The organism is Amycolatopsis nigrescens CSC17Ta-90 (assembly GCF_000384315.1).
GTDB classification, from domain to species: Bacteria; Actinomycetota; Actinomycetes; order Mycobacteriales; family Pseudonocardiaceae; genus Amycolatopsis; species Amycolatopsis nigrescens.
The window spans coordinates 5,323,735-5,347,834 of sequence record NZ_ARVW01000001.1 but is presented as its reverse complement, the minus strand read 5'-3'; the positions used below and the strand labels follow the sequence as shown (position 1 = coordinate 5,347,834).

Here is a 24,100-nt window from a genome sequence, read left to right as displayed (position 1 = left end):
GAATGAGGTCTCTCATCGGTGCACCTTCCGGACAGGAAGTCCGGCACGGCGGGCCGGACGGTACCCAACAATTGTTGTGCCGCCCCCGGACGCGGGCCAACTTCCAAAATGCGGTGCGTGTACACGAACTCTCACTGTCAGTCAGGAAGCTCGATGGACAACCGGTGCCGGAACACGTTGTTCGGGTCGTAGCGCTTCTTGATCCGCTGCAACCTGGGGTAGTTGTCCTTGTAGTACAAGGTGCTCCACGGCACGCCGGAGGTGTTCAGCGCCGGATCGGCCAGGTCCGCGTCGGGGTAGTTGATGTACGAACCGTCGTTGTACTCGTTGGGCACCGGCACCCCGCCGGTCTCGGCGTACACGTCGCGGTAGAGCGCCTGCAGCTGGCCGATGATGGTCTCGTCCTCCGCCTCGTCGGCCCACCAGGAAATGAAGGCCGCCTTGAGAATGGAGTCGCGCTGCGCGGTCGCGGTCTCCTCCGGCGCGACGGTGTTCACCGCGCCGCCGTAGGCGATCAGGATCAGCCCGGCGCCGTTGGTGCCGTCGCTGCCCAGATGCCGCCAGATCGTGTCGATCTGGCTTTCCGTGTAACCCTTGCGCAGATAGGCGGCCTTGATCTTGATCCGCCGGTTGTCGGGGGTGCCCTGGTCACCGTGACCGGGGTAGGCCGCGAAGTACAGCCACGGCCGGACCGTCTCGTGCCGGAAGACCGGCTCGGCGCCCACTCCCGCGCCGATCGCGGTGAAGTACTCCTCCAGCAGTTCGCCGGCGCCTTCGATGTCCTCGTCGATCATCGCGCCGATCGACAGGATCCCGCCGGAGCGGTGCGACGCGTAGAAGAACGCGGAGTGGTTCGCGTGCGGGGAACCGGGGTCGCTGTTGCGCTCGAACCAGGCACCGACGTTGCGCATCATCCGCTTGAAGCCCGCTTCGGTGATCGAATCCCACGACCAGCCGACAACCGCGCTGCGCCACTGGGCCGGCGCCTTGGGCAGCAGTTCGGCGGGGTCGGTCGAACTCGCCCCCGGTGAACGCACCCAGTAGCGGGTCGCGATGCCGAAGTTGCCACCGCCGCCACCGGTGTGCGCCCACCAGAGATCCCGGTTCGGGTCGTCAGGTTCGCGGGTGGCGACCACTACCCGCGCGGTGCCGTCCTCGCCGACCACCACGACCTCGACGGCGTACACGTAGTCCACGACCGCGCCGAGGCGCCGCGACAAGGGCCCGAAACCGCCGCCGGCGAAGTGCCCGCCGACACCGACCTCCACGCCTTCACCGGCTGGGATGGTCACGTTCCAGCCCTTGAAGAGGGTCCGGTACACATGGCCGAGGGTGGCGCCCGGCTCAATCGCGAAAGCCAGCCGCTGCTGGTCGAAGTAGACCTTCGTCATCTCCGACATGTCCAGCAGCACCCCGCTGTCCGCGGTGGCGAAGTCCTCGAAACCGTGCCCACCACTGCGCACGGTGATCCGTCTGCCATCGGCCACGGCCGCGCCAACCACCTCGAGCACCTGCTCGGTGCTGGTCACCACGCACACGAAGTCCGGACTGGCAACGAAACGGTGGTTGGTGCCGCGCACCATGCTGTCGTAACGCGGGTCGCCGGCGACGATGGCGGCCGGTCCGAACCCGGCGGCCTCATGGTGCCCGTTGGTGCTCGCGGGCACCACCACCCGATCCTCGGTATCGGTCACTTCGGTTCCCTCCTGAGGTTTGCGGCGGAATTCGGCACACGTGGGCCCGTCTCGCTCGCATCCTCGGACCTCCCGGCTCCGCGCGGCATCTCCCGGAATGCTCTGGCCACCGTGGCCGGCGGCTACACCGCACGCAGCGAGAAACCGGCGGGTCCCCGCGGTGCCACCATGAAAGCCGTATCGCGCTTTTCCGCGCCACAGAACCCAGGAGGCACCGCGTGAAGGTTGGCTTGGAATTCGGAGAGTTCGCCTGGGCGGGCGGACCAGCACAGATGGCGGACACGATCGCGCGGTTCGCCCGCACGGCCGACGAGTCCGGAGTGGACCTGCTCGGAGTCGGTGACCACCTCTGGCAGGGCCCGCACGCGGGCGGCCCGGAGCAGCCGTGGCTGGAGTGCTTCACCACGCTGACCCTGATGGCGGCGAACACCCGGCGGTGCCGGCTCGCGCCCATCGTCGCCGGCGTCCACTTCCGCGAGCCCGCACTGCTCGCCAAGGCCGTGACGAACCTGGACATCCTTTCCGGCGGGCGCGCCATGCTGGGCGTCGGCGCGGGCTGGGACGCGGACGAGGCGAGCGGGATGGGCATCGGGTTCCCCGGGGTCGCCGAGCGGTTCGACCGGCTGGACGAGACCCTTCAGGTCTGCCTGCGGTTGTGGGAGAGCGAACCGGGCGCTGAACGGCCCTTCACCGGCCGGTACTACCAGCTCGAACGGCCCCTTCTGGTGCCGCAGAGCCTGACCCGGCCGCACCCGCCGATCATGGTGGCGGGCGGCGGTGAGCGGCGCACCCTGCGCCTGGTGGCCCGCTACGCCGACGCGTGCAACCTCTACCCGTCCCCGGACCTGGCCGACAAGCTGGAAATCCTGCGCGGGCACTGCGCGACCGAAGGCCGCGACTACGACGCCATCGAGAAGACCATCATCATGCCGTTCGACCTCGGCCCCGACGGCGAACGCGCGGACGAGCTGGCCGAGACGCTGCGCGGGTTCACCGGGCTCGGCGTGCACACCGCGATCGGCATCATCTTCGGCCCCGACCCGGTGGCACAGGCGGAGATCGTCGGCAACAAGATCGTGCCCGCGCTGGCCTGACCGATGCGTCCTCCGGGCCTCCCGCTGGCCCGGAGGACAGGGTCACATGCCGACTTCGAACCAGGAATCGGCGAGCAGCGCCGCCAGGCATTGCAGTGGCGCGGTGGCGAACCCGCCGGCTTCCTCGTACCCCTGTGCCTGGAGCGAGCGGTCCCAGGTCAGCACCCTGGCCACCTTGGCGACCCGGCAGGCCAGCTCCAGTTCTTCGACCAGCTCGGTGTGCGGCGCCAGGTCGGTGAAAACCTCCAGGTACGCGTCCCTGGCCCGCAGCACCCCGGGATCGTCGGCGCCGAGTCCGAAGTACTGGCCGACGAACCCCAGCGCGACCAGCATGCTGGCGAACGGGTGCGCGACGACGCTGTCTCCCCAGTCGTAGAACTTCGCCTTGCCGGCGTCCGGGGTCCCGGAAGCGCCGGGCACGAAGATGTTCCACGGGTGCAGGTCGTTGTGGTCGATACTGGCCGGCACCACCGCCCCCGCCAGCCGTTCGCACCAGGAACCGAAGGTGCCGCGCAGCTCGGTGGCCCGCCGATGGACCTCCCAGCCCGCCGGGTCGCCGTACTGGCTGAGATATTGACCGACCGCGTCGAGCGCTTCTTCGAACCGCTTCGGCATGGCGGCCGCGCGCATGTCGGTCACTCCGAAGGACACCAGGTCGTCCACGTGCGGGCTCAGATCCCGTTGCAGGCGCCCGTACTCGGGCAGGATCTCGGCCAGCTCGGCAGTCAGGTCGATCTCGTCGATGCGGTCGCCGAGCACGGCTCCGCCGTCGGGCAGCACCAGCCATCCCCGTTCCTGGTCGGCCGCGACGGGAGTGAGCACCCAGTCCGGTGCCACCCGGAGGAAGAGCTGGTAGAGCTCGATCTCGAAGGCGGTCTCGGGGCCGGGTGCTTTGAGCCAGAAGGGACCCCGCGTGGTCGGCGCCTTGAGCACCGTGCCCCACGGCTGCAGATGCGGCTGGGTGACCTCGCCGGTCCGCCGGATCCCGGCGGCCGACAGCCGCTCGTCCAGCCAGGACACCGCCTGCTCGCGCCAGTCCTCGGAAGACCAGAGCTTCAGGCCGTAACGGGTGTGCATGCGGTCGCCTCTTCAGTTTTTCCGACGGAACTCGAGCAGGGTGAAGTCACTGTGCAACATACCGTCCGCGTCGGCGTGCGCGGCGAAAACGGGATCGGTGCCCAGCACCGAGGCGGGGAAGGAATAGGTCTGCTGGCTGCGGACGCGTGCCCGCAGACCCGCGTCGCGCGCGAACTTCTCCACCAGCTCCGCGTTTCCGGCGAAATTGCTGAACCCGAGCAGGATCATACCGTTTTCGGTCAGATGCGTCGGCGCGGTGCGCAGGAACTCGCGGTGCGCGGAATAGCCGGGATCGAAGATGGAGAGCTCGAAGAAGGATTCCGCCGGACGGTCCGCCGGCGCTTCGATGAACGAGGAGCACCAGTAGATCAGGTCGAAGGTCTCGTCCTCGTCCAGCGCGGCGAAAAGGTCGCTGGTCAGCGCGCGCACCCGGTCTTCCACCCCGTGCCGCTTGGCGTTCAGCCTGGTGTTCTCCGCCGCGGCGGGGTTGATGTCCAATGCCGTCACCGCGGGGCAGCCCTTCAGCGCGGCCACCACGGCGGTCACCCCGCTGCCGCAACCCATCTCCAGGAAGCTGTCCGCCTCTTCGAAGGGCAGCAGGGCGGTGAAGTACGCGGTCGCCTGGTGCGAATCGTCGTCTCCGCCGAAGACACCGGCCAGCTGGTCCCACTCCAGGTCCAGCACCGAGAACGTGGAGTCCTGGACCTCGCTCAGCCGTTGGAGCGCGGCTCGACCCACCGCGTAACCAAGTTCGTTCACCAGTACACCTCCGCCAGTGCGGCCCGGGACCGGGCAGTATTCGGTCCACTCTGGACCGGGTCCCGGCGCGCGACCAACTTCCAGATTGCGGTATCGCCGGCGGTCCGCGAACGCCGGGGCCGGAGCCGATGGCCCGCAAAGGAGAGGAGGCTATCTCACTCTTTCGTGTGAAAAGGTCCGCGCAGACCCTGTCCCTGTCGATCGTCGAGAAGAGCACAGTCAATGGACACAACGGTTGGAACCAATGTGCGAGCCGGTCGGCGTGCGATGATCGGGCTCGCGGTCCTCGCGCTGCCCACCATTCTGGTGGCACTGGACAGGAGCGTGCTGTATCTGGCACTGCCCCATCTGAGCGCGGATCTGGGCGCGAACGCGGTGGAGCAGCTGTGGATCTCCGACATCCACGACTTCATGATCGCCGGGCTGCTGGTCACGATGGGACATCTCGGCGACCGGATCGGCCGGAAACGGCTGCTGCTCATCGGCGCGGCCGCCTTCGCCGTCGCCTCGGTGCTGGCGGCCAGTGCCACCAGCCCGGAGATGCTGATCGCGGCCAGGACACTGGTCGGAATCGCCGGCTCCACCCTGATGCCATCGACCATGGCGCTGATCAGGACCATGTTCCCCGGTCGCCGGCAGCACACGATGGCGGTCGCGGTCTGGATGGGCTGCTTCACCGGCGGCAGCGCGCTCGGTCCGGTGGTCGGCGGGGCGCTGCTGGAGTCGTTCGGCTGGTCTTCGGTGTTCTTGCTCGGTGTGCCGATCATGGTGCTGCTGCTGATCTTCGGGCCGAAGTTGCTGCCCGAGCACCGCATCAGCAGCCCCGGACGGCTCGACCTGCCCAGTGTGGCGCTTTCGCTGGTGGCGATCCTGCCGATCGTCTACGGCCTCAAGCAGCTCTCCCGCGAAGGCATCGCGGCAACGCAGATCCTCGCGATCCTGCTGGGGGTGCTCAGCGGCGTGCTGTTCGTGCGGCGCCAGCGCCGGCTGGCCGGCCCGCTGCTGGACCTGCGGCTGTTCCGCAGCCGCACGTTCAGCTCGACCCTGGTACTGACCACGCTGATCGGCTTCGTCGCCGGAACCCAGCTCTTCGTCTACCTGTACCTGCAGACCGTCGCCGGGTTGTCCGCGGTGAGCACCGCGCTGTTGCTGCTACCCGCGACGCTGACCACCGTGGTCGTCATCCAGCTGACCCCGCTGCTCGTCCGGCGGGTCAGGCCGGCGCACGCGATCGCCGCCGGCTTCGTGCTCCAACTGGCCGGTTATCTGACGCTCACCCAACTCGACGGCACCGGCGACCTGTCGCTGCTGGTGACCGGCACGCTGCTGGTCTCGATCGGGGTCGGCCCGATCGCGGGACTCGGCGCCGCGCTGATCATGCAGTCCGCGCCGCCGGAGCGGGCCGGATCGGCGGCTTCGGTCAACGAGACCGCCGGCGAGTTCGGCCTGGCGATGGGGGTCGCCCTGCTCGGGGTGGTGGGCACCGCCGTCTACCAGAGCCAGGTCGAGGTCGGCCAAGGCGTGCCGGCCGACGCGGCGGCCAGTGCCGGGGAGAGCGTCGCCGGTGCGATGGCCGTCGCCGGTGAACTGCCCGCGGGCGAGTCCGCGGACCTGCTGCACAGCGCCTTCCAGGCGACCACGGCGAGTCTGCAGGGCACCGCGGCGATCAGTGCGGCGATCACCCTCGCCGCGGCCGTACTGACGATGTTCACGCTGCGGCACGTGCCAAGGACCGGCCGCGAGAACTCCGCGAAGAACACCGACCAGACCGAGCCGGTCGCGCTGGTGCGCTGACCATCTGTCCTGAGTAGACACTGTCCTGAGTAGACAAAGGAGTGCGGGGTATGAAACGGATGCCTTCACGCGCCGATAGACCGAAACCTAGGCCGAGGTACGGCAGGCTGCTGGTGGCGGCCGTCACGATGGCCGCGGGCCTGACCGCCGCGGCCACCGGGTCCGCCGCGGCCACCGGGAACGGGCCGGTGTGGGGGCCGTGCGCGGAGCCTTCGCCGGAGCTGGTCTGCGCGAAGCTCGAAGTACCGCTGGACTACGCGAACCCGCGCGGGCCGAAGATCGAGATCGGGCTGTCGAAGCTGCCGAGCCCCCGGCCGGACGCACGACGCGGAGTGCTGCTGCTCAACCCCGGCGGCCAGAGCGGCTCGGAGCTGTCCTTCCCGCTCCGGCTGGTTTCCCATGGGCTGCCCGGCAGCGTGCGGGAAAGTTACGACCTGATCAGTTTCGACCCGCGCGGCATCGGCGCCAGTACCCCGGTGACCTGCGACCTGCACGGTGATCAGGACCTGAACATCCCGCCTTCGGGCTATGCCGCCGGTCCGGCCGACGTCCTCCGGCGGGCCGCCGAGCTGCGCGAGATCACCGCGCAGTGCGCGAGCTCGGCCTCGGCGCGACGGCTGCCGCACATGTCGGTCGCGAACGTGGCGCGCGATATGGACCGGATCAGGGCGGCGCTTGGCGAACAGCGGATCTCCTACTTCGGGTATTCGTTCGGCACCTACGTCGGTGCGGTGTACGCCACCCTCTTCCCGCAGCGGACCGACCGGTTCGTGCTGGACAGCGTGGTGGGGCCGGGCGGGATGGACCACACCTGGTCGAGCAGGCTCGGGCGCGGGGTCGAGGAGCGGTTCCCCGATTTCGCGGAGTGGGCCGCGGCCAGGAACGGCACCTACCACCTCGGCGGCACCGCGCGGGAAGTGCGGGCGAAGTTCTCCGAACTGGCCGACCGGCTGGACCGGACGCCGATCGGCGAGATGGACGGCCCGGCCTTCCGCTACACGAACTTCGCCTTCCTGTTCTCCGACAGCACCTTCGCGCCGCTCGCCGACACCTGGCGGGCGATCGACCTGACCCTCGGCGGCCACCAGCCGCCCGGGGAGATCAACGCGCCGGGCCCGGCGGACTTCTCCGGCCTGATCCACTTGGCGTGCAACAGTTCCCGCTGGTCCCGGGACGTGCCGACCTACCAGCGCGACGTCGAGCGGGACCGCGTGCGGTATCCCCTGTTCGGCGCATCCGGGGCCAACCTCTGGCCGTGCGCGTTCTGGCCGGTCGAACCGGTGGAAGCGCCGGTGCGGATCACCGACCACGGCCCGTCCAACGTCCTGCTGCTGTCCAACCTGCGTGACCCGGGGACCCCGCTGATCGGCGCGGCCGAGATGCGCCGGGCGCTGGGGCAGCGGGCCAGGCTGGTGGCCGTGGACGCCGGCGGCCACCTCGCCTATCTCGCCGACGGCAACGCCTGCGTCGACGACCTCACCACCGGCTTCCTGGTGGACGGGCAGCGGCCGCGGACCGACCGGTTCTGCGCGGCGAACGGAGCGTCGTCCGAGCCCCTTTCGCGGCACCAGCGGAATATCCCGGAGCTGCGTGAATGAAGCGGCCCTGTCACCGCCGGCCCACCGCCGGCGGTGACAGGCCGATCAGCCGAGTGCGGTCGCGTTGGGGGCGATGTCCCCGCGGAAGAGCCCGCCCGGATCCACCCGCGCGCGGACGCGGTCCACGGCCAGCACCTGCTCCTCGGTGAGATGTCCTTGTGGCTGCCCGAAATGTTCCACGAACGAGGGCGCGGTCCGGCCGGTGTCCCACGGTCCGAGCGCCTCCCGCACCTTCTCGCAGTGGGCCCTGAGCTCCTCGGCGGTGACCCCGCCCATCGGCACCCCGGAACCCGCGTAGGAATAGCGGGCCTCGAAATGACCGAGCGCGCCGGCGTCCGGGGGCGGCACCGAGTACGCGCCGCCGAGCTGGCGCAGCCCGGCCGCGATCAGCGGGGAGCCGGAGCCCTCGCCGAGCACGCGCAGGAACTCGGCGGCACCATCGGCACCGAGCTCGCCGAGCAGCAGGTGGTCGCCGATGACGGGCATCGGCTGGTCAGGGTCCATATGCGCGTGCAGCACGGCCGAAGCCGTTGTCGTCTGCCAGGTGTCGAGCACCGGCTCGGCCACCGCGCGCAGCGGCCCGAGCAGATCCTCCGCGTGGCTGCTCGCGCCGGCCAGGTCGCCGTCCTCGCAGAGCACCGCGCCGTCCACGCACAACGTCGGGCCGGCCGCCAGCTCGGGCGGCACGTTCGGCGCCCGCGGCAGGTTCATCATCCGCATCGAGGTGGTCACGTCCCACGGCGCGTCCAGGGTCCACCGACGCCAGACCGACAGCAGGCGCCCGGCGTGCGCGGCGGGCCAGTAGGCCGCACCGGTGATCACCTCGGCGGCGGGGAACAGGCCGAGCTCGACCGCGGTGACGACACCGAAGCCCCCGCCACCGCCGCGCAGCGCCCAGAACAGCTCCGGGTCGGCCGACGCGTCCACCCGGCGCGGTTCACCGTCCGCGGTGACCAGCTCGATGGCGCGGACGCTGTTCGCTGCCAGGCCGCGCTTGCGGCCGTAGAAGCTCATTCCGCCGCCCAGCAGATAGCCGACCACGCCGACCGTCGCCGACGAACCGTGCGCCGCGGTCAGGCCGTGCTCGCAGGCGGCCTCGACCACCGCGCCCCAGCAAGTGCCCGCCGGGATCCGCGCCACCCGCCGGGCGGCGTCGATCTCGACCCCGCCCGTCAGCCTGGTCCGGATCAGCAGCGAGTCCAGGATGGGCCGGACCGCGGCCGACGCGTGCCCGGTGGTGTGCACCCGCACCGGCAACCCTTCGCTCTCCGCATACCGCAGCGCGGCCCGGATCTCCTCGACGGTGCGCGCGGTCAGCGCCGCCGCCGGCCGGGCCGGTGCGGCCAGGTTGAACACCCGGGTCGCGTCCTGGTAAGCGGGTTCGGCGGGCAGCGCGATGCTCGTGCCCGGCTCGTCGATCGTGGTCATGAACTCCCCTCCCGTAGGCAGGAGTCGATCGTGACACCGGGAGTCGGGCGTCTTCTTCCTTGTGGTTGCGCAGTTTCAGCCGAGACCGGCGGCGAACGCCCTGATGTCGGCGACGAGCTGCTCCGGCTGTTCCAGCGCGGGGAAGTGACCGCCGCGGTCGAGTTCGGACCAGTGCACGATGTTGCCGTGGTCCCGCTCGGCGAGCCGCCGCAGCGGCAGGAAGATGTCGTCCGGGAACACCGCGACCCCGAGCGGCACGGTGCTGGGCGCCGGCCGCACCCCGCTGGTGATGTCGTCGAGCTTGCCCGCGTCCTCGAAGTAGATCGCCGCGGAACTGCCCGCGGTACGGGTCAGCCAGTAGATGGTCACGATGGTGAGCATCCGGTCGCGGTCCACCGCGTCCTCGGGCACCTTGGCCGCACCGGTCCAGTCGCGGAACTTCTCGGCTATCCAGGCGAGCTGCCCCACCGGCGAGTCGGTGAGGCCGAACGAAAGCGTTTGCGGGCGGGTGGCCTGCAGTTTCATGTAGCCGGAGAGCTCGCTGTCGAAACGCGCCATCCTGGCCAGCCGGTCCTGCTCGGAGCCGGTCAGCCCGGTCAGCTCGCCGGGGTCACCGCTGGGAAAGGTCATCAGCATGTTGACGTGCACCCCGGCCACGTGCTCCTGGTCGATCCGGCCGAGGTCGATCGAGACGCCGGAGCCGATGTCACCGCCCTGTGCCAGGTACCGGTCGTAGCCGAGGCGGCGCATCAGCTCCGCCCACGCACCGGCGACCCGCAGCGCGGTCCAGCCGGTGTCCGGCACCGCGCCGGAGAACCCGAACCCTGGCAGGCTGGGGATGACCAGGTGGAAGGCGTCCGCCGGATCCCCGCCGTGCGCCCGCGGATCGCTCAGCGGCCCGATCACGTCGAGGAACTCGGCCACCGAACCCGGCCAGCCGTGCGTGAGCAGCAGCGGGGTGGCGTCCGGCTCGGGTGAGCGGACGTGCAGGAAGTGCACGTTCGTCCCGTCGATCTCGGTGACGAACTGGGGATACCGGTTGAGCTCCGCCTCGGCCGCGCGCCAGTCGAAGGTGGTGCGCCAGTACTCGACGAGCTCCTGGAGGTAGCTCGTCGGCACGCCGCGCCGCCACGGCTCCCCCGGCGGGTCCACCGGCCACCGCGTGTCGGCGAGCCGTCGGCGCAGATCCACCAGGTCGGCTTCGGGGATCTCGATTCGGAAGGGCTGCATCGGGCACCTCGTCGGTCGGCGGAACGGCGCGTTCGAAACGGATTGTGCGGCGTCCCGCGAGCACGCCGCGTCTCCGCCCTTGCGCCGCCCCCGCGCGGGAAAGCCTTGCGCGCAAACGAGAAGACGTGACCGCCGGAGCGCGAGTGGGACGCTCGTCGGGCACCCGCCTTCAGGAGGTAACGCCCATGGGAAAGCTCATCGGAGACCGAGCAGTGGTGCTCGGCGGCAGCATGGCCGGGCTGCTCGCGGCGCGGGTGCTCTCCGAGGCATACGCGCAGGTGCTGGTGGTCGACCGCGACCGGCTGCTCGGCGTCACCTCGGCCAGGCGCGGCGTACCGCAGGGGCGGCACGTGCACGGCCTGCTGGCGCGTGGCCAGCAGATCATCGAGGAGCTGTTCCCCGGGTTCACCGGCGAGATGGTCGCGGACGGGGTGCCGCTTTCGGACCTGTCCGACACCGTGCGCTGGTACTTCAACGGCCGCCGCCTCGCGTCCGCGCCCTCCGGGCTGACCTGCGTGGCCGCGACCAGGCCCCGGCTGGAACGTCAGGTGCGCACCCGGGTGGCCGCGCTGGCGAACGTGTCCTTCGCCGAAGAATGCGACATCGCCGGCCTGACGAGCACCCTGGACCGAACCAGGGTGACCGGGGTGCGGGTGTGGCGGCATGCCACCGGCGCCGAAGAGACCATCGAGGCCGATCTGGTGGTGGACGCCACCGGCCGCGGCTCGCGGACCCCCGGCTGGCTGGCCGAGCTGGGCTACGCCCGGCCGACCGAAGACCGGGTGAAGATCGACCTGAGCTACACCACCCGCCGCTACCGGCTGCCCGCGGACGAGGTGTTCGGCCGGGACGTGTCGATCAACCCGGTGTCCACCCCGTCGCACCCGCGAGGCGCCTTCTTCACCCGCATCGAAGACGGCTTCACCGCACTGTCGCTCACCGGCGTTCTCGGCGACAGCGCGCCGACCGACCCGGACGGTTTCCTCGAATGGTGCCGTTCCCTGCCGGTGCCGGAGATCTACCGCGCCGTGCGGGACGCCGAACCACTGGACGACCCGGTGTCGTTCCGCTACCCGGCGAGTTTCCGGCGCCATTACGAGCGGCTGGAACGCTTTCCCGAGCGGCTGCTCGTGCTCGGGGACGCGGCGTGCAGCTTCAACCCCGTGTACGGCCAGGGCATGACCGTGGCGGCTTTGGAATCGCTGACGCTGCGCGAGCACCTGCGCCGCGGAGTCCCGCCGCGGCCGCTGGAATTCCTCAAGGACATCTCCGACGTGATCGAGGTGCCGTGGGGCATTTCGGCCGGCGGCGACCTGAGCTTCCCCGACATCCAGGGCGCACGGCCGCTGAAGGTGCGCGCGATGAACGGGTACATGGCCAAGCTTCAGGCCGCCGCCACCCGCGACGGCAGCATCACCAGGACCTTCATGCGGGTGGCCGGGCTCGTCGAGCCGCCGCAGGCGCTGATGCGCCCCGGGATGCTGGTCCGCGTGCTGCGCAACGCCCGCCGTCCACTGGAGTCCACCTCCGGCACACCGTCCCCCGACCTTTCTGCCAGGAGGTAGCCCCGATGACCAGAGACATCGGACGCCGCGCCGTGGTGCTCGGCGGGAGCATCGCCGGGATCCTCGCGGCGCGGGTGCTGGCCGAGCACTACGGCCGCGTGCTGGTGGTGGACCGCGACAAGGTGCTCGGGGTCGCCGAGGCCAGGCGCGGCACCCCGCACACCCGGCACGCGCACGGTCTGCACGCCCGCGGCCAGCTGAACCTCGAAGAGCTGTTCCCCGGTTTCACCGACGAGCTTCGCGCCACCGGGGTGCCGACCGGCGACCTGGCCGAGATGCGCTGGTTCTTCAACGGCCGCAAGCTCAAGCCCGCCCGCACCGGGCTGGTTTCGGTGACCGCGCCGCGGCCGGTGCTGGAGAACCACATCCGCGCGCGGGTGGCCGAGCTGGCGAATGTGGACTTCCTCGAAGAGTGCGACATCCTCGGCCTCACCGCCACCGCGGACAACGGCCGGATCGTCGGCGTGCGGGTGCGGCGGCGGGCGACGGGTTCCGCCGAGGAGCTGCTGGCGGCGGATCTGGTCGTCGACGCGACCGGGCGCGGCTCGCGCACCCCGGCGTGGCTGGAGGAGTTCGGCTACGGCCGGCCGGAAGAGGAGCGGGTGAAGGTCGGCCTCGCCTACACGACCCGGCTCTTCCGGTCCACGCCGGAGATGTTCGACGGCGTCCAGTCGATCAACCCGGTCGCCTCCCCGGCGCATCCGCGCGGGGCGTTCTTCGGCCAGGTCGGCAAGGACGTTGCCATCCTTTCGCTGACCGGCATCCTCGGCGACCACCCGCCGACCGACCAGGCCGGCTTCCTCGAGTTCGCCCGGTCGCTGCCGGTCCCGGACGTGTACCGGGGCGTGCGCGACGCCGAACCGCTCGACGACGCCGTGTCGTTCAAGTTCCCGGCGAGCGTGCGCCGCCGCTACGAGCGGCTGGACCGCTTTCCCGCCCGGCTGCTCGTGCTCGGGGACGCGCTGTGCAGCTTCAACCCGGTCTACGGCCAGGGCATGAGCGTCGCGTCGATCGAGGCGTTGAAGCTGCGGGAGCACCTGCGGCGGGGCACCGTCCCGGAGCCGGGCGCGTTCCTGCGGGACATGGCCCGCGTGGTCGACATCCCGTGGGAGATCTCCGCCGGCGGCGACCTCGACTTCCCCGGGGTGGAGGGAAAGCGCACGCTGAAGGTGCGGGCCGGCAACGCCTATCTGGCGCGGCTGCAGTACGCCGCCACCAAGGACGCCAGTGTCACCGCGGGTTTCATGCGGGTGGCCGGGCTGATGGACCCGCCGACGGCGCTGATGCGGCCGGCCATGATGGCACGGGTGTTCCGGCACGCCGTCCGCCGGCCGGCACCGGACCGGTCCCGGCCGGCGGCTTGACGGGGCCGCCGGGTCGGGACCAGGGGGACTTCACCGCCTTCACCCCGCGGTGAAGTCCCCTTTCTCTTTGGCCTGAACAGATTCCCGAACAGCTGAGTTCGCGATCCGTGATCATGATGATGGTTGCGGGTCAGGCCAACGGCTATCTGGACGGCGGGTCGAACCGGAGACTTTCGACCGGCGCGGTGAACGGCATCTCCACCAGGCAGCCTGGGCAGGTGAGCCGCCGGGGCGCGCGGAACGCATCGGACATCCAGTCGAGGCCGCACCGTTCGAACTCCCGCCCGCAGCGTCCACGAACCGGCGCGTCGCTATCGGGCTCGGTGTCCGTGAAATGGAACATGCCCGCACCCGACCCGCGGTCCGCGCGTGGCATGACCACGTGCACCCGGGTCATGCTTGGCCCCCGGCGGGCCCGGATTCGGGGGCATCCGAACCCGCCGGGGTGTACACCTGACCGCCGCCCTGGGGGAGAGTTACGGCGATCAGGGGCTCAGGGGAGGCGCCGTTGCCGGGTGAATGGCGCAGGCACGCCTCACACACCGACCCCTGGGGGCCATTCAGGAGTTCCAACTGCTCGACCTTGAGCGCCTGACCGCACCACGTCGTTACCGTGCGCGCTGCGGCGTCGTAGGTCTTTCCGAGGTGCACGCACCGCCTGGTTTCGCCGACCACGCCCCGCTTCAGCCGGACTAGCGCCACAGTCACGGCCACTCCACCTTCTCGTAGTGCTCGAAGCCGTGCTCGGCGTCCATGACGGTCCGCCAACGCAGGCCGTGCCGTTCGGGCGGGATAGCGGCGTGCCGACCCCGGGCGCTGGCCATGCTGCTGTCCTGATCGGCAGTAAAGGATCTGCGCACCTGGCGTATGTGGAGCCGGTACCGCAGGTAGCGGGAGACGGGTCCGGGCCGGTCGATGATGCGGTGCGTGAACAGCGACGCAGCGAACACCGCCAGCATCGCCGCAACCCATGCGATCGGTAGCCACATGTCCGCCTCCCGCTGGCAGCTGGTTAGAGTGGTGCGTCACTTCAAGTGGTCTGCGACCACTATGACTGGTCCGCGACCACCTAACAATGCACCATACGGGGGAACACTCCGTGACGGCCTAGATAGGATGTGGTGCATGGTGGCGACCACTGGGACTCCGCGCGTCCGAGCGCTCGCTTCGGCGATGCGTCAGGCGCGCGAAGCGGCGGGCCTTGGCGTCCGCGAAGTGGGCAAGAAGATGGGCATCGGCCACTCGACCATCTCGTACTGGGAAACCGGTAAGCGAGTTCCGAAGCTGGAGGACATCGGCGCCTACCTGCAAGCCATTGGTGTAACGGGCGAGGATAGGGACCGTATCCTCGATCTTGGCAGGAACGCCACTGATCCGGATGCGAACTGGTTGGCCGGTGGAATTCCCGGTATCTCGCCCGCGCTGGGTGGCGTACTGGAGTGCGAGCGCACTGCCCAGCGCATAACTGAGTGGTCCCCGTTCATGATGCCGGGCCTGCTCCAGGCGTCGGTATACGCGCGGGCGATCATCGGCAACGACGAGCACGCGGTCATGCTGCGCAACGCACGCCGAGACATCCTGGCCACGGCCGACCCAACCGAGATGGTCGCACTCATCGGCGAAAGCGCGCTGCATACGCTCGTCGGAGGCACCGAAATACATCTTGAGCAGTTGCGCTACCTGGTCAAGACCCTGAAGGCGCAGCCGAATATCGAACTACGGGTAGTGCCCACCGGCGCCGGATGGCATCGCGGTCTGATCGGTGGGTTCGTCTTCTACGAGTTCGCGAAGTCTCCGCCCATCGTCTATGCCGAGCATCAAAGCTCCAGCGCCTTCATCTACGAGGACGACGACGTGGCGGAGTTCGGCAGGGTCGCAACGACACTGCGCACTGAAAAGGCGATGAGCCCCGAGAATTCCTTGAAGCTCATCGCCGAGGTGATCGACCAGATGGAGAGGACACAATGACGGCACATGACCTGCGCACCAATTGGCGCAAGTCAACGTACTCGGGAGACAAAGAGAATTGCGTAGAGGTGGCTATCGGCTCTGATGCGGTCGGTGTCCGCGACACCAAGAACCGGCAGGCGGGGCACCTCGCGATCACTCCGGGCGCGTGGCGTGCGTTCCTGGAGTGCGCGGCCCGCTGACGACTGGAACGAACCCCCGGCGAAAGGACTAGTCGCCGGGGGTTCGCTTTAGCTGCTGGTCAGTATTTGACGACGGCGCGGAAACGGACGTCGCCCTTGCCGACCCGGTCCACCGCGTCGGCCACTTCCGCCATCTCGAAAACCTCGACCATCGGGGTGACCCTGCCCTCCGCCACCAGGCGCAGGGCTTCGCGGAGATACGGCAGGCCGTTGTGCGTCGCGCCCAGAATCCGGTTGCCCTGCGCGAAGAACGGATAGACGACGGCGGGAGGGATGACGAAGGACTCGTCGGGGTCGATACCGGCCAGCACCAGCCTGCCGCCGACGCGCAGGCCCTGCATCGCCTCGGTGGCCGCGCTGTAGGACGGGGCGGTCACCAGGATCACGTCGGCGCCGCCGGCCTCCCGGAGCTCCGCGCCACTGCCCACAACGAAGTCCGCGCCGAGTTTTCCGGCCAGCTCGTGCTTCTCGGCCGAGTTGGTCATCGCGACGGTCTCGTACCCGCAGGTGTGCGAGAACTGCAGGGCCAGGTGCCCCAGCCCACCGACCCCGAGCACCGCGACCCGTTCGCCCGGCCCCGGCTCGGCCTGGCACAGCGCGCTCCAACTGGTGTAGCCGGCGCACAGCACCGGAGCCGCCAGTTCAGCGGACAGCCCGTCCGGGATCAGCACGGTCTCGTCGGCGCCGGCCACCAAGTACTCCGCGTGGCCGCCCTGCACGCTGAACCCGGTGGTGACCGGCGCGACGCAGTTGAACACCGACTGCCCGGTCACCGGCAGGCCGAGCCGGCAGTAGTCGCAACGCCCGCAGGTGGCCCGCACCCAGGTGGCGCCCACCCGGTCGCCCACCGCGCGGCTGGTGACACCGCGACCGAGTTCGACCACCTCGCCCACCGGTTCGTGCCCGGTGATCGCCGGGGTGATCGCCGGGAACGGGATCTGCCCGCGGGTGGCCATCACGTCGTTCACGCACATGCCGCAGGCGGCCACCTTGATCAGCACCTCCCCCGGCCCGGGTTGCGGCATCGGCACGTCGAGCAACTCCCACCGGCCGTTGACCTCGGGTATCACGGCTGCCTTCATCACAACACCTTTCACGCGGCGTCGAAGCGGGCTCTGGCCAGCTCCCTGTTCGCCAAGTTCGTCAGGAACACCCCGAGCCCGGCGTGGCTGTGCATCATGGACATGTCGCGCCACACCCGTTCCACCCGCTCGCCGTGGCGCACCGAGCTGGAACCGGCGGTGGGGAACAGCTGACCCTCCACCGCGCGCCAGCTCAGCCGGACCGCCTCGCGGCTGATCAGGGCGAGCCGCAGCTCCTCCTGCCGGGTGAACGCCGCCGGCTCGAGTGCGCACAGGTCGCTCCACTGCCGCAGCGCGTTCATGATCGCGGCCTCGGCGGCGGCGATCATGCCGGTCGCCTCGCCGTACCGGAACTGGTAGTCCGGATCGTCCACTCTGGACACGATCGGCGGGAACAGCGTGTTTCGCGAGCGCATCAGCTCCTCGTACGCGTCGAGCGCGCCCTTCGCCATGCCGACCGCCAGGAAACCCAGCTCCAGCAACATGAAGCTCAGCGGGCCGCCGCCGTATTCCGGGCTCCGGTGCAACGTCCGGCCCGGGGTTCCACCGGTGACGCTGTGCCGGCTCAGATGCATGTCGAGGGCGAAATCACCGGGAATGCGGGCGTTGTCCAGAGTGATGCTGTGCGAGCCACTGCCCTTCAGCCCCAACTGGCCGCCCCAGTCGCTGCCGAGCCGCCACAGTTCCCGTGGCGCGATGAACAACATCGGCTCCGGCGGTGCCCCTTCTTCGCTGGCGACCAGGGTGTGGCCGAGGAAATGCGTCGCATACGGCGCTCCCGAGCAGTACGCCCAGGTCCCGTTGACCAGCCAGCCACCATCGCCGTCGGGCTCGGCGGTGCCGCTCGGGGCCACCGTGGCCGGGCAGATGAAATCCCCGCCGGCGAACAGCTCGTCCTGCGCCCGCGCACCGAACAGGGTGGCCACGGCGAGCGCGTGCGCCGCGCCGAACTGGTACATCCACCCGGTGGACGGGCAGCCGCGGGCCAGTGCCATCGCGACCCTGGCGAAGGTCTCCACCCCGAACTCGTAACCGCCGTAGCGCCGGGGCACCAGTATCCGGTAGAAACCGGCCCTGGTGAACCGCTCGTGCGTGTCCAGCGCGTAGTAGGTGCGCTCTTCGGTCTCGGCCTGGCGTGGCACCAGGGTCAGCGCGATCGCCTCCGCCCGCGCGATGATCTCGGCCGGCGTCAGGCCCGGTTCGGGCGGAAGGGGGAAGCCCTGTTCTTCGACACGGGCGGCAGCAGTCATCGGAGCGTCGGTCCTTTGTCTCGAGCGGATGTGCCAGTGGTCGGTACGGCTAACCTGCCGGCCGCAGATCGGTCCAGTGCGCCTCCGCGTATTCCAGGCACGCCTCGCGCGTGGCCGGCCCGTACGCGACCGTCCAGCCGTCCGCCACAGCGACCTCCCCCGGCCACAGCGAATGCTGGCCCGCGGCGTTGACCAGCGTCAGGTAGCCGCCGTCCTGGTCGTCAAAGGGGTTCGTCATCCGTTCCGTCCTTTCGTCGCACTGTCCACAAGCGACTCGTCGGCCGGAGCCATGTCCTCGATCAGCTTGTCCAGATCGGACACCGTCGGCGCGTTGAACACGTCGGCGATGGAGAGCTCGACGTCGAGCAGCGCGCCGATGCGGCTGACCAGCCGCATCGCCAGCAGCGACTGGCCGTCCAGGTCGAAGAAGCTGTCGTCGACACCCACGCGCGCAACACCGAGCACTTCGGTGAACAAGGCGCACAACGCCTCCTGTCGGGGCGTCTCCGGCGCGCGGTAGCCGCCCGCGGTGGCGAAGACCGGCTCCGGCAGTGCCGCACGGTCCAGCTTTCCGTTGGAGGTCAGCGGCAGCTCGGTCAGCACCACCACGGTGGACGGCAGCATGTACTCGGGCAGGCTGGCCGCGGCGTGCGCCAGCAAGGCGGTGGTGTCGAACTCGCCGTGGCCCGGCACCACGTAGGCGACCAGCCGCTGCTCGCCGGGTTCCGGCGCCTTGGCCACGACCGCGACGTGCGCGACACCGGCGTGCCCGGCCAGCACCGCCTCGACCTCGCCGAGCTCCACCCGGAACCCGCGGATCTTGACCTGGTCACTGGCCCTGCCGACGAACTCGAGTAGCCCGTCCGGGGTCCACCGCATCAGGTCCCCGGTGCGGTACAGCCGTCGCCCGCCACCCGCGAACGGGTCCGCGACGAAGCGTTCCGCGGTGAGCCCGGCGCGGCCAGCGTAGCCCAGCGCCAGTCGCTCGCCGCCGATGTAGAGCTCCCCGACCTCGCCACGGCCGACCGGCCGCAGCGCCGCGTCGAGGATGTGCAGTTCGACGTCGTCCAGTGCGCGCCCGACCGGCACGCTGGTACTGGCCCGGTAGGGCGCCGTCATCGGGGAGCTGGTGGCGAACGAGGAGACCTCGGTGCCGCCGTACATGGCGCGAACCACCAGGTCCGGGCAGGCTTCGAGGACCCGCTGCACCGCCTTCGGGGCGATCACGTCGCCTCCGGTGAGCACCTCGCGCACCCCGTCGAGGCAGTCCGGCGCCTCGTCGGCGATCACCCGGAAGAGCCCAGCGGTCAGGTGCAGGCCGGTGATCTGACCCTCGGTGATCTCCCGCCGCAGGCCGCGCACGTCCAGCGGTCCCGGCGCCGGGATGACGATCCGGCCGCCGCGCAGCAGGGGCACCCAGAGCTCGTAAGTGGACACGCCGAACGCGTACGGGGCCACCATCAGCACCCGTTCGTGACGGCCGCCGTCCCAGCACGAGTCCAGCGCCAGCCCGAGCACCCCGCGATGGGTGACCGCGACGCCCTTCGGTTGTCCCGTCGAACCCGAGGTGTGCATCAGGTAGGCGATCCGGTTCGGCCCGGCCGGTGCCGTAACACCGGGCTCCGGCCGCGACGCGTACTCCAGCTCGTCGTCGGCAAGCACCACTGTGCAGCCCCGCGGCAGGCCCCGCCGCCGGGTGACCTCGTCGGCCAGCAGTACCCGGCAGCCGGCGCCGTCCACGATCCGCTGACTGCGCTCGATCGGATACGCGCTGTGCAACGGCAGATAGCTGGCCCCTGCCTTGAGCACCGCCAGAATGGCCACCACCAGTACGGCGGAACGGTCCATGTCGATCGCGACGGGCTCCTCGGGCAGTGTGCCGAGATCGCGGAGCCGCTGCGCCAGCCGCCCGGCCCGCTCGTCCAGTTCCCGGTAGGTCAGCTGGAGCGCGCCGCTGGAAACCGCGACCGCGTCCGGTGTCCGCGCCACCTGAGCGGCGAAACACTCCGGTATGGAGGTGTGCACCATCAAACCCGCTCCTTCGGTCGCGTTCGGAGTGCCGATTTCGCCCAGCGGGCGGCAAGGACCCATCATCTGCGCCGGGCACATCCGCGCGCTTCCTCTGAAGTGCTCTCCCGCGCGCCGCTGCTACGGCCCGCGCGTACCCGAACTCCGTTGGTACGACAGGATTTTCGCTCCCCGAGCGGGTGTGAGCTATATTACGGGCGCCGGGGGGCGTCACAAGCCGATGTTCGACGAGCGGGCTCGGCCCGACAGCACGCGACATGGGGGGCGGTTGATGACTCGGTCGGTCGCTTCTGTTCCCCCGTCCGGGGGTTTCCCGCCCTCCCGCACCGCGGAGCTGCCGGGGGCGGCGGGGGACGACCGGCGCCCGCGGCAGGCATGGCGCCTTGCCGGGGGAATCGTCACGGTGCAGTTCAGCGCCAATATCGTGCTCAGCCTGCTGCTGGTACTGGCGCCGGGGCCCGCGCCGGCGCGAATCGCACTCGCGGTGCTCTCCGCCGGTGCGCTGCTGGCGATCCAGCTCCGCTACTTCGGCAGCCCGGCGACCGACCTGCATTCGGCGAAGAGCCGCGCGATGCTCGTGCTCCAGATCGCCGTGGTGTACCTGCCCATGATCACCTTCGGCCAGCCGTGGGTCTATCTGCTCGGGTTCCCGGCGGGCAGTGTGCTGCTGGTGCTCCGCCGCGGGGCCGGCTGGACCGCATTCGCCGCGATCGTCGCGAGTACGGCCTGGATCCAGGTGCTGCTGGCCACCGGGCTGCTCGACATCCTCTACAACACGCTCTCCACCGCGATCTCCGGGGTGAGCGTGTTCCTGCTGACCCGGCTGGCCCAGCAGGTGACCATGCTGCACGCGGCCCGCGACGAGCTGGCAAGGGGCGCGGTCGCCGAGGAGCGGCTGCGCTTCGCCCGCGACCTGCACGACCTGCTCGGCCTGAGCCTGTCCGCGATCGCGCTCCGGGGTGAACTGGCCCAGCGGCTGGTGCGGAGCGCCCCCGAACGGGCCCGGCGGGAACTGGACGAGATCACCGCCACCGCCCGCCGCGCCCTGTCCGACGTGCGCGCGGTCGCCAGCGGTTATCGGGAGCTTTCCCTGGAGCAGGAGTTCCAGGCCGCACAGGCGCTGCTCGAGGAGTCCGAGGTCGACCTCCGGCTCGAACTCGGCCAGCGGGACATCCCCGTGCAGATCCGCACCGTGCTGGCGGCCGTGCTGCGCGAGGGCGTGACGAACGTGCTCCAGCACAGCGAGGTCCGGCACTGCGAGATCGCGGTGGTCGAGGCCGGTGGCACGGTCTCCCTCGACATCGTCAACGACGGGGTGCAGAACGCCCTCGACGAACCGGCCCCCACCCGCGGGACCGGACTGGCCGACCTGACCGCGAAGGTGACCGCGCTGGGCGGGACGGTCGCCGCCGGCCCCGAACCCGGCGGACGGTTCCGGCTGCACGCCGTCCTCCCCCTGCACGAAGCACGGCACGGACCCGCCCGCACAGCGCATCTCGAGCGGGAGTCACCGCGGCTCGGCGGCGGGGAGGCGGCGATCCTGCTCGCCGCGGTGGTCGCGGGCATGTGCGTGGCCGCCGTCGTCCACGTGCTGTACCTGACCACGAACTTCTGGCAGGTCGCGCTCACCACCGGTTACCTGGCCGCGCTGCTGGTGCTGCAACTGTCCTACTTCAGCCGCGCCACCGCGAGGCTGCGCTCCCGGCAGGCATACGGGCTGCTGTTCGTCCAGGCTTGCCTGGTCTACCTGCCGATGATGCAGCTGAAGGAGGTGTGGGTGAGCTTCCCCGGGCTGCTCATCTGCAACGCGCTGCTGGTGCTGCGCCCCGCGGTCGCCTGGCCCCTGTCCGCCGCGGTGGTCGCCAGCATCGCCTGGGTGCACGCCGGCTTCACCACCGGGATGGACGATGTCCCGTTCAACGTCCTCGCCACCGTGAACACCGGCTTCCTGGTGTTCGGCCTGAGCTGGCTGACCAGGGTGGCCACCGACCTGGACACCACCCGGCGGCGGCTGGCCGAGGTGGCGGTGGCCGAGGAGCGGCTGCGCTTCGCCCGCGACCTGCACGACCTGCTCGGCCTGAGCCTGTCCGCGATCACGCTGAAGACCGACCTCACCGGCCGCCTGCTGCTCGCCGACCCGGACCGGGCCGCCACCGAGCTGGCCGAGATCCTCGACCTGACCAGGCAGGCGCTCACCGACGTCCGGTCGGTGGCCAGCGGCTACCGCGAGCTTTCGCTGGACAAGGAGTCGCGCTCGGCCGAAGCCGTGCTCACCGCGGCCGACGTGCAGGTGCGGATCGAGGTGCAGCACGGTGAGCTGTCCAGCCAGGTGGGCACCGTGCTCGCCGTGGTGCTGCGCGAGGGCGTGACCAACGTGCTGCGGCACAGCAGGGTCGAGCGGTGCGAGATCGCCGTGCGCCAGGCGGCGGACAAGGTGCTCCTCGAGATCGTCAACGACGGGGTGGCGGTGAACGGCACCGAGCCGGTCATCGCCGGCGACGCCAGTAGCAGCGGGATCCGCAATCTGTCCGACCGGGTGGCCACCCTGGGCGGGGAGCTCACCGCCGGGCTGGACCCGGACGGCCGGTTCCGGCTGCGGGCCGTCGTCCCGGCGGCCTAGCGGTGCTCAGAGCCAGCCGGACTCCTTGGCGATCCGGATCGCGTCCACCCGGTTTCGCGCGCTGACCTTGGTGACGATCGTGGTCAGGTAGTTGCGCACGGTCCCGGCCGAAAGGTAGAGCCTGGCCGCGATGTCGGTGGGGTCGGCCCCGTCCGCGGCCATCCGCAGCACCTCGATCTCCCTGCCGGTCAGCGGGCAGTCCTCGCTGTCCCAGGCGGCGAGCGCGAGATCGCCGTCCACCACCCGGCGGCCGGTCGCGACCCCGCGGACCGCGTTGGCCAGCTTGTCCGCCGGCGCGTCCTTGAGCAGGAAACCGCCGACCTTGGCGGCCAGCGCCCGGCGCAGGGTGCCGGGGTTGCCGAGGCTGGTCAGGATCAGGGTGCGGCATTCGGGCAGGTGCTCGTGCAGTTCGCCGGCCGCGGTGAGGCCGTCCTTGCGCGGCAGGTCGATGTCGATCAGGGCCACGTCGGGCCTTGCCGCCCGCGCGGCGGGCAGGATCTCGTCGCCGGCCGCGCATTCCGCGACCACCTCGATATCCGACTCGAGCTGGAGCAGTGCGACCAGCGCGCCGCGGACGATATGCATGTCCTCGGCCACCAGTACCTTGATCATTGCCCTCGACGCCTTCCCGCGTACCGGTTCCCCTTGACCATGTCTATCACTGTTCAGCGCGGATCATTACGCCGCGCGGGTGGAGAACGCGGCCGGAGAACGCAGAGCTCACCGCCGCACTCCGCAAGCGTCACCCCAATGGGTGCACACCGGAGGATTGACCGTCGCGGCGACGCCCCACGTCGGACCGCATTGGAAAGCCGGCCCTTGAGCACGGTCGGAGTGCGCTCAAGGGCCGACCCTGCGCTGTCGCGGGAATGGTTTCTTCAGACCGCCGACAACACAGATACTCGGGCTTTGGATGTGAACTCCCCACAGTGACCGCCGCGATTGCCACAACTCTTTTGCGCGGCGGATCGGCCGGCGCACGATCCGGCAAACCAGCACGAGCCGAGATCCCGCCCGCGCCAGTGCAGCACCGGACGCTACCGGTCAGCACCCGCGCACATGGTGTTGGTGACCAGCACCAGCGGGTTCTCCGGGTTGCTCCACTGATCGAACCGGTCGATCGCCAGCTCGACCTCGAGGTCGATGACCTGGGTGCCGACCCCGAGCTTCTTGACAAAAGTAATCACGTTCTCGGATGCCACGGTTCTCATGTACACTCCCCAATTGCGCAGGAATCGTGCTTACAAGGACAATATTGCGCCACCGCGACACCGCGTACCAGTGCCAGCCGCACCCACCGCTCATGGGTTTTGCATACTCCGCTCGGACCATTTCTTTCGGGTTTCCCGAGCGGATGCACGACCAAA

21 protein-coding genes are annotated in these 24,100 nt (G+C 70.1%); 8 read left to right on the top strand and 13 right to left on the bottom strand.

Going from position 1 to position 24,100, the window contains the following annotated elements; all coding sequences use genetic code 11:
* Window positions 1-137: 137 nt before the first annotated feature.
* Window positions 138-1,694: an FAD-binding protein gene (locus tag AMYNI_RS0125380; RefSeq protein WP_020670881.1), complete on the bottom strand. Its 1,557-nt coding sequence runs from the start codon at window positions 1,692-1,694 to the stop codon at window positions 138-140.
* Window positions 1,695-1,912: 218 nt separating this feature from the next.
* On the opposite strand from AMYNI_RS0125380, the gene AMYNI_RS0125375 reads away from it, so the two are divergent.
* Complete coding sequence (locus AMYNI_RS0125375; RefSeq protein WP_020670880.1) at window positions 1,913-2,788, top strand: TIGR03560 family F420-dependent LLM class oxidoreductase; 876 nt, start codon at window positions 1,913-1,915, stop codon at window positions 2,786-2,788.
* A 42-nt stretch (window positions 2,789-2,830) separates the two neighbouring features.
* On the opposite strand, the gene AMYNI_RS0125370 is transcribed toward AMYNI_RS0125375, so the two are convergent.
* Window positions 2,831-3,865 (bottom strand): aminoglycoside phosphotransferase family protein, encoded by a 1,035-nt coding sequence (locus AMYNI_RS0125370; RefSeq protein WP_020670879.1) that lies wholly within the window; start codon window positions 3,863-3,865, stop codon window positions 2,831-2,833.
* 12 nt (window positions 3,866-3,877) lie between these two features.
* Window positions 3,878-4,624 (bottom strand): methyltransferase, encoded by a 747-nt coding sequence (locus AMYNI_RS0125365; RefSeq protein ID WP_020670878.1) that lies wholly within the window; start codon window positions 4,622-4,624, stop codon window positions 3,878-3,880.
* Window positions 4,625-4,846: 222 nt separating this feature from the next.
* Between AMYNI_RS0125365 and AMYNI_RS0125360 the strand changes: the two genes are divergently transcribed.
* Together AMYNI_RS0125360 and AMYNI_RS0125355 are read left to right on the top strand one after the other, a co-directional pair.
* Entirely contained in the window at window positions 4,847-6,418 is a 1,572-nt protein-coding gene (locus AMYNI_RS0125360) for an MFS transporter (RefSeq protein WP_026360909.1), read from the top strand.
* Window positions 6,419-6,468: 50 nt separating this feature from the next.
* Window positions 6,469-8,016 (top strand): alpha/beta hydrolase, encoded by a 1,548-nt coding sequence (locus tag AMYNI_RS0125355; protein ID WP_245573993.1) that lies wholly within the window; start codon window positions 6,469-6,471, stop codon window positions 8,014-8,016.
* Between the two features lie 45 nt (window positions 8,017-8,061).
* Here AMYNI_RS0125355 and AMYNI_RS0125350 read toward each other — a convergent pair whose 3' ends face one another.
* The gene (locus tag AMYNI_RS0125350) at window positions 8,062-9,444 is read right to left on the bottom strand and encodes an FAD-binding oxidoreductase (RefSeq protein WP_020670875.1); all 1,383 of its coding nucleotides are present in this window, start codon (window positions 9,442-9,444) and stop codon (window positions 8,062-8,064) included.
* A gap of 75 nt (window positions 9,445-9,519) precedes the next feature.
* On the bottom strand, window positions 9,520-10,674 hold the full coding sequence (locus tag AMYNI_RS0125345) for an epoxide hydrolase family protein (RefSeq protein ID WP_020670874.1): 1,155 nt from the start codon (window positions 10,672-10,674) through the stop codon (window positions 9,520-9,522).
* Between the two features lie 185 nt (window positions 10,675-10,859).
* Here AMYNI_RS0125345 and AMYNI_RS0125340 point away from each other — a divergent pair, with 185 nt between their 5' ends.
* On the top strand, window positions 10,860-12,239 hold the full coding sequence (locus AMYNI_RS0125340; RefSeq protein WP_020670873.1) for an FAD-dependent oxidoreductase: 1,380 nt from the start codon (window positions 10,860-10,862) through the stop codon (window positions 12,237-12,239).
* A gap of 5 nt (window positions 12,240-12,244) precedes the next feature.
* The gene (locus tag AMYNI_RS0125335) at window positions 12,245-13,603 is read left to right on the top strand and encodes an FAD-dependent oxidoreductase (RefSeq protein WP_020670872.1); all 1,359 of its coding nucleotides are present in this window, start codon (window positions 12,245-12,247) and stop codon (window positions 13,601-13,603) included.
* Window positions 13,604-13,745: 142 nt separating this feature from the next.
* On the opposite strand, the gene AMYNI_RS0125330 is transcribed toward AMYNI_RS0125335, so the two are convergent.
* On the bottom strand, window positions 13,746-14,000 hold the full coding sequence (locus AMYNI_RS0125330) for a hypothetical protein (RefSeq protein WP_020670871.1): 255 nt from the start codon (window positions 13,998-14,000) through the stop codon (window positions 13,746-13,748).
* A 307-nt stretch (window positions 14,001-14,307) separates the two neighbouring features.
* The gene (locus AMYNI_RS49620; RefSeq protein WP_020670869.1) at window positions 14,308-14,592 is read right to left on the bottom strand and encodes a hypothetical protein; all 285 of its coding nucleotides are present in this window, start codon (window positions 14,590-14,592) and stop codon (window positions 14,308-14,310) included.
* Between the two features lie 136 nt (window positions 14,593-14,728).
* Between AMYNI_RS49620 and AMYNI_RS0125315 the strand changes: the two genes are divergently transcribed.
* Both AMYNI_RS0125315 and AMYNI_RS48375 read left to right on the top strand, forming a co-directional pair.
* Window positions 14,729-15,571 (top strand): helix-turn-helix domain-containing protein, encoded by an 843-nt coding sequence (locus AMYNI_RS0125315; RefSeq protein WP_026360908.1) that lies wholly within the window; start codon window positions 14,729-14,731, stop codon window positions 15,569-15,571.
* Window positions 15,568-15,753, top strand: coding sequence for a DUF397 domain-containing protein (locus AMYNI_RS48375; RefSeq protein ID WP_084628465.1), 186 nt, complete (start codon window positions 15,568-15,570; stop codon window positions 15,751-15,753). Before AMYNI_RS0125315 ends, AMYNI_RS48375 begins: the two co-directional genes overlap by 4 nt.
* 59 nt (window positions 15,754-15,812) lie before the next feature.
* On the opposite strand, the gene AMYNI_RS0125310 is transcribed toward AMYNI_RS48375, so the two are convergent.
* The 4 genes from AMYNI_RS0125310 to AMYNI_RS0125295 are packed head-to-tail and all read right to left on the bottom strand — an operon-like array spanning window position 15,813 to window position 20,113.
* A complete protein-coding gene (locus AMYNI_RS0125310) occupies window positions 15,813-16,835 on the bottom strand; it encodes an alcohol dehydrogenase catalytic domain-containing protein (protein WP_020670867.1) in 1,023 nt (340 codons plus the stop codon).
* 11 nt (window positions 16,836-16,846) lie between these two features.
* Entirely contained in the window at window positions 16,847-18,085 is a 1,239-nt protein-coding gene (locus AMYNI_RS0125305) for an acyl-CoA dehydrogenase family protein (protein ID WP_020670866.1), read from the bottom strand.
* Between the two features lie 49 nt (window positions 18,086-18,134).
* Window positions 18,135-18,323, bottom strand: coding sequence for an MbtH family protein (locus AMYNI_RS0125300; RefSeq protein WP_020670865.1), 189 nt, complete (start codon window positions 18,321-18,323; stop codon window positions 18,135-18,137).
* Window positions 18,320-20,113, bottom strand: a complete 1,794-nt coding sequence (locus AMYNI_RS0125295; protein WP_040407306.1) for a non-ribosomal peptide synthetase — start codon at window positions 20,111-20,113, stop codon at window positions 18,320-18,322. The genes AMYNI_RS0125300 and AMYNI_RS0125295 overlap by 4 nt, the downstream gene beginning before the upstream one ends.
* A 271-nt stretch (window positions 20,114-20,384) precedes the next feature.
* On the opposite strand from AMYNI_RS0125295, the gene AMYNI_RS45375 reads away from it, so the two are divergent.
* A complete protein-coding gene (locus AMYNI_RS45375; RefSeq protein ID WP_051116365.1) occupies window positions 20,385-22,733 on the top strand; it encodes a sensor histidine kinase in 2,349 nt (782 codons plus the stop codon).
* Between the two features lie 6 nt (window positions 22,734-22,739).
* On the opposite strand, the gene AMYNI_RS0125285 is transcribed toward AMYNI_RS45375, so the two are convergent.
* Both AMYNI_RS0125285 and AMYNI_RS49240 read right to left on the bottom strand, forming a co-directional pair.
* Complete coding sequence (locus tag AMYNI_RS0125285) at window positions 22,740-23,345, bottom strand: response regulator transcription factor (protein ID WP_020670862.1); 606 nt, start codon at window positions 23,343-23,345, stop codon at window positions 22,740-22,742.
* Window positions 23,346-23,770: 425 nt separating this feature from the next.
* A complete protein-coding gene (locus AMYNI_RS49240) occupies window positions 23,771-23,944 on the bottom strand; it encodes a hypothetical protein (RefSeq protein ID WP_020670861.1) in 174 nt (57 codons plus the stop codon).
* Window positions 23,945-24,100: the final 156 nt, after the last annotated feature.

Bases quoted from the DNA above. Each gene is read 5' to 3' on its own strand.
- AMYNI_RS0125370 (WP_020670879.1), bottom strand. From the start codon at position 3,865: ATGCACACCCGTTACGGCCTGAAGCTCTGGTCTTCCGAGGACTGGCGC.
- AMYNI_RS0125360 (WP_026360909.1), top strand. From the start codon at position 4,847: ATGGACACAACGGTTGGAACCAATGTGCGAGCCGGTCGGCGTGCGATG.
- AMYNI_RS0125355 (WP_245573993.1), top strand. From the start codon at position 6,469: ATGAAACGGATGCCTTCACGCGCCGATAGACCGAAACCTAGGCCGAGG.
- AMYNI_RS0125350 (WP_020670875.1), bottom strand. From the start codon at position 9,444: ATGACCACGATCGACGAGCCGGGCACGAGCATCGCGCTGCCCGCCGAA.
- AMYNI_RS0125345 (WP_020670874.1), bottom strand. From the start codon at position 10,674: ATGCAGCCCTTCCGAATCGAGATCCCCGAAGCCGACCTGGTGGATCTG.
- AMYNI_RS0125340 (WP_020670873.1), top strand. From the start codon at position 10,860: ATGGGAAAGCTCATCGGAGACCGAGCAGTGGTGCTCGGCGGCAGCATG.
- AMYNI_RS0125335 (WP_020670872.1), top strand. From the start codon at position 12,245: ATGACCAGAGACATCGGACGCCGCGCCGTGGTGCTCGGCGGGAGCATC.
- AMYNI_RS0125330 (WP_020670871.1), bottom strand. From the start codon at position 14,000: ATGACCCGGGTGCACGTGGTCATGCCACGCGCGGACCGCGGGTCGGGT.
- AMYNI_RS49620 (WP_020670869.1), bottom strand. From the start codon at position 14,592: ATGTGGCTACCGATCGCATGGGTTGCGGCGATGCTGGCGGTGTTCGCT.
- AMYNI_RS0125315 (WP_026360908.1), top strand. From the start codon at position 14,729: ATGGTGGCGACCACTGGGACTCCGCGCGTCCGAGCGCTCGCTTCGGCG.
- AMYNI_RS48375 (WP_084628465.1), top strand. From the start codon at position 15,568: ATGACGGCACATGACCTGCGCACCAATTGGCGCAAGTCAACGTACTCG.
- AMYNI_RS0125310 (WP_020670867.1), bottom strand. From the start codon at position 16,835: ATGAAGGCAGCCGTGATACCCGAGGTCAACGGCCGGTGGGAGTTGCTC.
- AMYNI_RS0125305 (WP_020670866.1), bottom strand. From the start codon at position 18,085: ATGACTGCTGCCGCCCGTGTCGAAGAACAGGGCTTCCCCCTTCCGCCC.
- AMYNI_RS0125300 (WP_020670865.1), bottom strand. From the start codon at position 18,323: ATGACGAACCCCTTTGACGACCAGGACGGCGGCTACCTGACGCTGGTC.
- AMYNI_RS0125295 (WP_040407306.1), bottom strand. From the start codon at position 20,113: ATGGTGCACACCTCCATACCGGAGTGTTTCGCCGCTCAGGTGGCGCGG.
- AMYNI_RS45375 (WP_051116365.1), top strand. From the start codon at position 20,385: ATGACTCGGTCGGTCGCTTCTGTTCCCCCGTCCGGGGGTTTCCCGCCC.
- AMYNI_RS0125285 (WP_020670862.1), bottom strand. From the start codon at position 23,345: ATGATCAAGGTACTGGTGGCCGAGGACATGCATATCGTCCGCGGCGCG.
- AMYNI_RS49240 (WP_020670861.1), bottom strand. From the start codon at position 23,944: ATGAGAACCGTGGCATCCGAGAACGTGATTACTTTTGTCAAGAAGCTC.